Below are 8,154 nucleotides of genomic sequence, written 5' to 3'. Positions count from 1 at the left end.
CGGCGGCTCCGGCCGCTGCCGTCCCGGCGGCGACCGCTGCGCCTGCCGCAACGGCTGCGCCGGCTGCCACCGCGGCGCCCGCCGCCACCGCCACCCCCGCGCCCACGGTCATCATCCCGACCGAACTCGACACCAAGGCCTGCATCGCCAAGCTGCGCAAGGGCGCCACGGCCAACGGCCTGACCGTGGCCGATTGGGACAAATACACCGCCAACGCCAAGCTGCTGCCCACCACGGTCGCATCGGCCAAGGGCCAGCCCGAGGGGCGCGAGGCCTGGTGGGACTACATCGCCAAGACCGTGGACGAAGAGCGCGTGCGCGACGGCCTGGGGGTGCTCGCCAAGTATGGTCCGCAACTGTCGGCCATCAGCCAGCAATACCAGGTGGATCCGGCCACGCTGGTCGCGATCTTCGGCATCGAGACCAACTACGGCCGCCAGGTCGGCAGGACCAATGTGCTGGACGCCTGGCTGACGCGCGCCTGCACCGAGAACAAGTCGCTGTGGGAAAAGAACGCCTACGCCTCGGTGCGCCTGCTGCGCGACGGCGTGGTGCCGGCGGACAGCTTCGTCGGTTCCTGGAGCGGCGCCTTCGGCATGACGCAGTTCATCCCGACCTCGTTCTATGAACTGGCCGCCGATGGCGACGGCAACGGCAAGATCGATCTCTACAACTCGCTGCCCGACGCGTTGGCGTCGACCGCCAATCACCTGCGCAAGCGCCGCGCCAAGTGGACGCACAGCCTGCCCGCCGTGATCGAAGTGCGTGTGCCGGCCGAGCTGGCCTCTGCCATTCCGGCCTCGCCCGAAGCCGAATACGTGGGCTCGCAGGACCGCCGCACGATAGCCCAGTGGGCCCAGGCCGGCGTGAAGCAGGGCAACGGCTCGGCCTTGAAGTTGGCGTCGGGCAACGAGGAGCAGGCCTATCTGTTCGCGCCCACGGGTTCCGCTGGCCCGGTGTTCCTGGCGACCGTGAATTTCGACGCCATCCTGCATTACAACCAGTCGCGCCGCTATGGCTTGGCGGTGTCGATGCTGCTCAATCGCCTGCAAGGCGGTCCGGATCTCGTCGCGGCCTGGCCCACGGACGACCCCGGCCTGTCGCGCGCGCAGATCAAGGAGCTCCAGGAGATGCTCTACGGCCTGGGCTATGACGTAGGCGTGGCCGACGGCATTCCGGGCAGCAAGACCCGCGATGCCGTGCGCGAAGAACAGGTCAAGCGCAAGCTGCCGGAAGACGGCCGCGTGGGCAAGCGCATCTACGACGCCATCAAGGCCACCTGGCCGCCCGCGGCGATCCAGGCTCGGCCGGCAGCCCAGCAATGACAGGGGCTTCCGGCACGCAGGGCTACGGTGAAAACGCCGCGGCCCTGGCGGACCAGTACGAGAGCATCGCGTTCGCGGACGTGCACCGCAGTTGAAAGCCACGCCCCGGGGCCGGCCTCGGCCCGGGGGATTCGTCCGTTGGACGATGGGCCGGCGGGCCGTCCGCCGGTATCATTTCCGTCACGCCATTCCTTCCGCCCGCCATGTCCGCCGCACTGCTCCCCGACACTTTCCAGACCGCCCGGCTGCAAGCCCGGCGCATGGACGAAACTGATTTTTCCTTCATTGCCGCGATGCATGCGGACGAGCGCCTCATGGCCACCATGGGCGGCACCCGGACGGACTCGGCCAGCCGCCGCTATCTGTTGCAGAACGTCGAGCATTGGGCCGAGCTGGGCTACGGCATGTATGTGCTGGCCGACCGCGCCAGCGGCGCGCTGGCGGGCCGCGCGGGCTTGAAGCGCACCCAGTCGCGGGGCTGCGACGAGGTCGAGGTCGCCTATGCCTTCCTCCCCGCGAGCTGGGGCATGGGATATGCCACCGAAATCGCCCAGGCGCTGCTGTCGTTGGGATTCGGGCGCTTGCCGGTCGAGGCGCTGTCGGCCGTGGCGCTGGAAGAGAATGCCGCGTCCTGCCGGGTGCTGGAAAAATGCGGCATGCGCCAGATCGGCGGCGCGGGAGCGGGCGGCGCTGGCAAGCGTCGCTACGAAATCCGCCGCGCCGAATGGCCGCTGCCAGAGGCGGACGCGGCGGCTGGCGCAGGGCATCGGCGCTAAGATTCGGGTATGAGCACCAAGCAGATCCCCGACGACGACCCGCAACCCGTTCCGCCCGTCGCGCCCGAACCCGAAGAGTGTTGCAACAGCGGCTGCATCCCCTGTGTCTATGACACCTACAACGAAGCCATGGACGATTACCGGGAAGCGCTGAAAGCCTGGCGGGCCAGGCATCCGGAGCAATCCAAAGGCTAGGCGCCTGGCGGGGCGGGCAGGCGTCAGCCCGCCAGCTTCATGTGGATGATGGGACGAGGGCGACCCGCGTCGTCGTGCTCCGAGCGGCCCACGTCCTCGAACCCGTAGTGCTTGTAGAAGCCGTGGGCCTGGGGATTTTGTTCGTTGACGTCCACCACCAGGGTGCCGTGCAGCGAGCGCGCGAAGTTCAGCAGGCGCCGGCCAGCTCCCTTGCCGCGCTTGTTGGCATCCACGAACAGCATCTGGACCTTGTTGCCGTTCAGGCCCATGAAGCCAGCGACTTCGCCGGCATCGTCCTCACAGACCCAGACCCGCACCGAAGGCAGGTCGGTATTGAGCACCTGCGGGTACATGGCCTGGATTTCCTTTTCCGTCAGGAACGTGTGGGTGGCGCGTACCGAACGGAGCCAGATGTCCACCAGGGCCAGGTCATCGCCGTGGTTGCGTTCTCGGATATTCATTTTTCTAATGGTTTTACAGGTCGGGTGCCGGCGCGGTCCTTGGCTACGCCGGTCTTTTTGCCGCTAGAGCCCTGCGCGGTAGAGCTCGGTCGCCGCCAGGACGGTTTCCATCTGCACAGTATGCGCGAAAACGAAGCGCTCGCCGTAGACGGTTTCATCCGGAAACTCGGAAATCAACGCCATGGGCAGGTCTTCGCGGTCGCTTTCGCTGATCTGCACCGGGATGCCGTTAAGCACGTCGAATCCGGTTTCGAGCGCGTGCGCCTGGAATAGTTCAAGTTGTCGCGCATTGAACTCGACCAGGCCGGGAACGGTGCGGGCCAGCCTGGCGGTAACGCCCTCGATCAGGCGGCGGGCGCGGTCGCCCCAGCCCGGGTGATGGCGTAGCACCAGGAAGAAGCCCTTGGGGATGGTCCACAGCTCGAAATGGCGAGGCAGGTAGCCGGACAGCGGCCGGGTCCATTCATGGGCGGGATAGCCGTGCAGGTTGATGTGCAGCTGCGCGCCGCTGATCGCATGCGCCTGGTGGCGGCCTTCGCGTTCGAAGAACGGGGCGCGCTCGCGGTAGGCGATGTCGTCGCCCAGCGCGCTGTAGCGCGAGGCGTGCAGCATGTGGCGCGGGTGGTGCGCGCGCAGGCGGTTGAACAGCGCGTAGCCATCGGGATTTTCGGCGGCGATCAGGGCGAAGTGCGCGTCGCCGCGCTCGGCCAGCGTTTGCGCCGCGCGCAGGGCGCCGACGACGCCAGAGGTTTCGTTGGCGTGCTGCGCGCCCGAAATGAAGACCGCGGGACCGGGGCCGCGCAGGTAGGTGCCCAGCACCGGACGGCCCTGGCGCGATACGGCCTGGAAGGAGTCTCCGCCGAACGCCGCCATACAGCTGGCGATCTGGCCTGCCGACAGCGGTTCGCGGGCCTGGGCCAGCGGTGCAGCCAGCGGCGCGGGCGCAACGGGCGCCAGGGCGCCGAAATGCTCCAGCGAGATCTGTACGCGCGCCGCGCCGTCGTGGCGGCGGATGTCGGGAATGATCTGGCCGGGTTGCAGGCCGCGGTCGCCGGACGGGCGGCCCGAGTGTTTCTGGAAATGTTCCAGCAGCGAAAAATAGATGTCTTCGTGCAGCGCCTCGAAGGTGCTGACGATTTCCTCGTCCACCGGCAGGGCGAAGTCGATGCCCGGCAGATCCACGCGGATTTCCAGGCGTTCGAAATAGGGCTCGTGCGCGCCCCAGGCATGGTTGCGCACCGTGTCCAAGATGGCGCGGAACGCCTGCTGGTATTCGGTGGCCTGGGCGGCATCGGTCTGAAGCGCGCCTTCGGCGTCGCGCACGCGCAGCCAGCCGGTGGGCGACAGTTCGGGCGTGCCGTCCTGGGCGTACCCGACCTGGTTGGGCGCATAGACGCGGGTATCGAGCTCGCGGCCATCGGCGTAGCGCAGGCTGACGTCATAGTGCAGGTCATCGGCGCCGGGCTGCATGGCGACGTCCACGCCTTGCAGCAGCGCGATGAGCGGATAGGCTTCCAGCGTGAAGCGCTTGGCCTGTGCATGTTCGTGCAGCGGATAGCGCACCACGATGGACGCCAGCCCTTCGCGCTCGACCTCTTCCAGGAAGTAGTGCAGCAGCGGCTTGTAGGCGCTGCGAAAGCGCGCCGTGACGCCGGCTTGCGCCAGGCGTTCCTGGGCCGCGCGGCGCGCTTCCACGCCTTCGAACAGCCAGCCTTCCACGACCGCGCCGCGCCAGGCCGGCGCCATGTAGGCGTGGGTCCAGGCGTCCAGCGTGCGGTCGAATGTTTTTTCCAGCAAAGACATACTCGATATTCCTTTCAGGCGGACCGGGGCGGCTTCAGACCTTGCCGGTCGGATCCAGGCGGTCGCGCAGCCAGTCGCCCAGCAGGTTCAGGCCCAGCACCGTCAGCATGATGGCCAGGCCCGGGAAGACGCTGACCCACCAGGCCGTCTGCATATACGTGCGGCCGTCGGCAAGCATACCGCCCCAGCTCGGGATCATGGGGTCCACGCCCAGGCCCAGGAAGGTCAGGCTGCTTTCCAGCAGGATGTTGTTGGCGACGTTCAGCGTCATCAGGATGACCAGCGGACCCAGCAGATTGGGCACGATGTGGTGGCGGATCATGGCCAGGTCGCGCACGCCGAAGGCGCGGGCGGCCAGCACGAACTCACGCTCGCGCAGGGCCAGGACCTGGGCGCGCACCAGGCGCGCGTATTGCACCCACTGCGACACGATCATGAAGAAGATGACGTTGAACAGCCCGCCGCCCAGGATGGCGATGAAGGTGATGGCCACCAGGATGAACGGCAGCGCCAGCTGCACGTCGGCAAAGCGCATGACGATCATGTCCCAGAAGCCGCGGTAGTAGCCGGCGATCAGGCCCATGACGATGCCCAGCAGCGCGCCGCCGACGACCGAGGCGAAGCCCACCGTCAGCGAGATCTTGCCGCCGACGATGACGCGGGCCAGCACGTCGCGGCCCAGCGGGTCGGTGCCGAAGGGGTGGGCCGCAGAGGTAAAGGGAGCCATCAGGCGGGCGGCCAGGTCCATGGCTTCGCCGCCGTCGGGAAACAGCCAGCCGGAGGTCAGCACCAGCACGATCATGGTGCCAGTCAGCAGCGCGCCCAGCACGAATTCCAGCGAGCGGTAGCGGCTGCGGGGCTTAGCCGCCTTGGGAGCGGCGGCGGTGGGGGTAGTAGTCTGCATAAGGCTCAGCGCGTGCGGATGCGGGGGTCGACGATGCCGTAGGCGATGTCGACGATCAGGTTGACCAGGACGATGACGGAGGCCAGCACGGTGACCGTGCCCTGCAGCACCGGGTAGTCGCGGCCGGAGATGGCGTCGAACGCCAGCGTGCCCAGGCCGGGCCAGTTGAAGACCATTTCAATGACCACGATGCCGCCGATCAGGCCGCCGAACTGCAGGCCCAGGTAGGTGATGAGCGGAATCGCGCAGTTGCGCAGCGCGTGCTTGTACAGCACCACGCGTTCCTTCAGGCCCTTGCTGCGCGCCACCATGATGTATTGCGCCGACAGCGTTTCCAGCATGGTGGTGCGCACCAGGCGGATATTGGTGGCGCTGAGGATGATGGCCATCGTCAGCGACGGCAGCACCAGGCTGGCCGGCCCGCTCCAGCCGGACGGCGGCAACAGCGGGAAGGTGATCGACAGCAGCAGCACCAGCATCAACGCCAGCCAGAAGTTGGGAAAGGACAGCCCCACCAGCGACAGGATGCGAATCGCCTGGTCCGTGGTCTTGCCGCGCTTGATCGCGGCCTGGATGCCCAGCGGCAGCGAGATCAGGATCGACGCCAGCAGCGAGGTGAACGCCAGCATCAGCGTGGCGGGCAACGCATCGCCGATCAGCTTGGCGACCGACGTGCCACCCATGAAGCTGCGGCCGAAATCGCCATGCAGCAGCCCCTGCATATAGGACAGGTACTGCTCGTAGAAGGGACGGTTCAGCCCCAGCGCCTGGCGGATATTGGCCAGGTCCTGCTCGGTGACGCTGCCCGAGCCCTGGCTGAGCATCAGCGCAGGATCGCCGGTCAGGCGCACGGCATAGGAGACAAGCAGTGTCACCGCGACAATCACGAAGACGGCCTGCAACACGCGTTTGATGAGAAATCCGGTCATAAATCGCCGTCCCGGCTTGCGCCGGAACGGGTCGGTAAGGTTAATGCCTCAAGGCAGCGCCAAAAGCATTCCAAAAAAGTGCCGGTTGTTCATAGCGTCATCACGCCAATAGCAACCGGTCCTCCCCAAGCGGGATGCCGCGGAGCCGGCTTTGCCGGTCCGCAGGCATGCCCCCTGGGGGGAAGCGCGCAGCGCTTCGGGGGGGGCGTCAGTCCACAGAGGCGTTCAGGAACCGGAAGCGGATGTCGCCCGGAACCTCCAGATCCTTCACGCGCTTGTTCACCCCGACGATCGTGTTCAGGCTGTACAGCGGCATTTCCAGCGCCTGATCGGCCACGTAGCCGGCGATCTCCTGCAGCATGGCTTCGCGCTTCTTCACGTCATAGACCGTGCGCTGCGCTTCCAGCATGCCGTTGAGCTTGGCGTCGTTGTCGTACGGGTTCCACTTCTGGCCCGTGTGGTACATCAGGTAGGCCGTGTTGTCGTAGTCGTAGGTCCAGCCGCCCCACTGGTTCTGCCACATTTCGCCGGTCTTGCCGCCGGGGATGATGTCGTTGAGCAGCACGCCGGTTTCATACGGCTTGATCGTGGCGCGCACGCCCACGCCTTGCAGATAGCCCGACACGGCCTGGGCCACTTCGCGGAAGTTCGAATCGCTGCCGCGCACGTCGATCTGCACGGTGGCGCCCGGCTTCACGCCGGCGGCGGCCAGCAGCTTCTTGGCTTCGGCGGGGTTGAAGGGCAGGGGCTTCTGCTCGGGGTTGTAGCCGAAGGACTGCGGACCCTGGAAGCTGGCGATGGTCTTGGCCTGGCCCAGCAGCAGCTGCTTGACGATGGCGTCGCGGTCCACGGCCATGATCAGCGCGCGGCGCACGTCGCGGTTCTGCGTGATGCCGCTCTTGGTGTTGTAGCGCAGCGCGAAAGCGACCGGGCCGCCGGTGGAGATGACATCGGCGTTGCCGGACTTTTTCACGGTTTCGATCAGGCCCAGCGGGATCAGGGTGGCGACGTCGATGCGGCCAGCCTGCAGCTCGGCGACTTGCGTGCCCGGCTCGCCGATGAAGCGGTAGACCACCTTGTCCAGCTTGGGCTTGCCGCCCCAGTAGTCGTCATTGCGCGCCAGCGTCACGTTGACCTTGGGCTGGTAGCTTTCGAACTTGAACGGGCCGGTGCCGACCGGGTTGGTGTTGAAGTTGTCTTCGCCCTTTTCCTTGATGTACTTGGGCGGCACGATCATGGCGCCATAGCCGGCCAGCTTGGTCAGCAGGACCGGATCGGGCTGCTTCAGGATGAAGTCCACGGTGTATTCGTCCACCACCTTGATCTCGCCGATCGAGTCGTAGTTGGACTTCTGCGGACCCTTGGCGCCTTCCGCGCCCAAGAGGCGCTCGAAGGTGAACTTCACGGCTTCGGCGTTGAAGGGTTCGCCGTTGTGGAACTTGACGCCTTCGCGCAGCTTGAAGCGCAGGCGCTTGTTGTCGTCCAGGTATTCCCAGCTGGTGGCCAGCCCCGGCTGCAGCTTCAGGTCGGCGCCGCGCATGGTCAGGCCGTCATACAGGTTGCTGCCCACCGAACCCCAGAAGGTCACGAAGGTGTCGATCGGGTCCCAGCTGCCCGGGTCCTGGTTGATGGCGACATTGAGCGTGCCGGCGGCGTGAGCGGTCGTGAAGACTGCGGGCAGCGCGCCGCCCAGCGCCAGAGCCAGGGCGGTGGCGGTGTAGGTTTTGCGTAGGGAGAGCATGTTCAACTCCAGGAACGGGA

Annotated in this window: 8 protein-coding genes; 3 read left to right on the top strand and 5 right to left on the bottom strand. The window is 66.6% G+C overall.

What is annotated here, in order from left to right:
- From IB257_RS08240 to IB257_RS08225, 3 genes are all read left to right on the top strand, one after another.
- Positions 1 to 1,325: lytic murein transglycosylase (locus tag IB257_RS08240; RefSeq protein ID WP_192354948.1), on the top strand; the 1,325-nt coding region annotated here is incomplete at its 5' end.
- Positions 1,326 to 1,528: 203 nt separating this feature from the next.
- A complete protein-coding gene (locus IB257_RS08230) occupies positions 1,529 to 2,101 on the top strand; it encodes a GNAT family N-acetyltransferase (RefSeq protein ID WP_054452642.1) in 573 nt (190 codons plus the stop codon).
- 9 nt (positions 2,102 to 2,110) lie between these two features.
- Complete coding sequence (locus IB257_RS08225) at positions 2,111 to 2,296, top strand: oxidoreductase-like domain-containing protein (RefSeq protein ID WP_054452636.1); 186 nt, start codon at positions 2,111 to 2,113, stop codon at positions 2,294 to 2,296.
- 23 nt (positions 2,297 to 2,319) lie between these two features.
- Here IB257_RS08225 and IB257_RS08220 read toward each other — a convergent pair whose 3' ends face one another.
- The 5 genes from IB257_RS08220 to IB257_RS08200 form a co-directional block, all read right to left on the bottom strand.
- Positions 2,320 to 2,757, bottom strand: a complete 438-nt coding sequence (locus IB257_RS08220) for an acetyltransferase (protein WP_054452633.1) — start codon at positions 2,755 to 2,757, stop codon at positions 2,320 to 2,322.
- Between the two features lie 63 nt (positions 2,758 to 2,820).
- Entirely contained in the window at positions 2,821 to 4,560 is a 1,740-nt protein-coding gene (locus IB257_RS08215) for a peptidase M14 (protein WP_192492133.1), read from the bottom strand.
- A gap of 34 nt (positions 4,561 to 4,594) precedes the next feature.
- The gene (locus tag IB257_RS08210) at positions 4,595 to 5,464 is read right to left on the bottom strand and encodes an ABC transporter permease (RefSeq protein WP_118934718.1); all 870 of its coding nucleotides are present in this window, start codon (positions 5,462 to 5,464) and stop codon (positions 4,595 to 4,597) included.
- Between the two features lie 5 nt (positions 5,465 to 5,469).
- Positions 5,470 to 6,393, bottom strand: a complete 924-nt coding sequence (locus tag IB257_RS08205; protein WP_054452620.1) for an ABC transporter permease — start codon at positions 6,391 to 6,393, stop codon at positions 5,470 to 5,472.
- A 208-nt stretch (positions 6,394 to 6,601) separates the two neighbouring features.
- Entirely contained in the window at positions 6,602 to 8,134 is a 1,533-nt protein-coding gene (locus tag IB257_RS08200; protein WP_125472617.1) for an ABC transporter substrate-binding protein, read from the bottom strand.
- Positions 8,135 to 8,154 lie beyond the last annotated feature (20 nt).

Origin of the sequence: Achromobacter sp. ACM03, assembly GCF_014851665.1 — a bacterium.
Classification (GTDB): Bacteria; Pseudomonadota; Gammaproteobacteria; order Burkholderiales; family Burkholderiaceae_B; genus Achromobacter; species Achromobacter aegrifaciens.
Note: the sequence above shows the minus strand (reverse complement) of the source record. Positions and strands in the feature narration are given on the sequence as shown.

Bases quoted from the DNA above. Each gene is read 5' to 3' on its own strand.
- IB257_RS08210 (WP_118934718.1), bottom strand. From the start codon at position 5,464: ATGCAGACTACTACCCCCACCGCCGCCGCTCCCAAGGCGGCTAAGCCC.
- IB257_RS08205 (WP_054452620.1), bottom strand. From the start codon at position 6,393: ATGACCGGATTTCTCATCAAACGCGTGTTGCAGGCCGTCTTCGTGATT.
- IB257_RS08230 (WP_054452642.1), top strand. From the start codon at position 1,529: ATGTCCGCCGCACTGCTCCCCGACACTTTCCAGACCGCCCGGCTGCAA.
- IB257_RS08200 (WP_125472617.1), bottom strand. From the start codon at position 8,134: ATGCTCTCCCTACGCAAAACCTACACCGCCACCGCCCTGGCTCTGGCG.
- IB257_RS08215 (WP_192492133.1), bottom strand. From the start codon at position 4,560: ATGTCTTTGCTGGAAAAAACATTCGACCGCACGCTGGACGCCTGGACC.
- IB257_RS08225 (WP_054452636.1), top strand. From the start codon at position 2,111: ATGAGCACCAAGCAGATCCCCGACGACGACCCGCAACCCGTTCCGCCC.
- IB257_RS08220 (WP_054452633.1), bottom strand. From the start codon at position 2,757: ATGAATATCCGAGAACGCAACCACGGCGATGACCTGGCCCTGGTGGAC.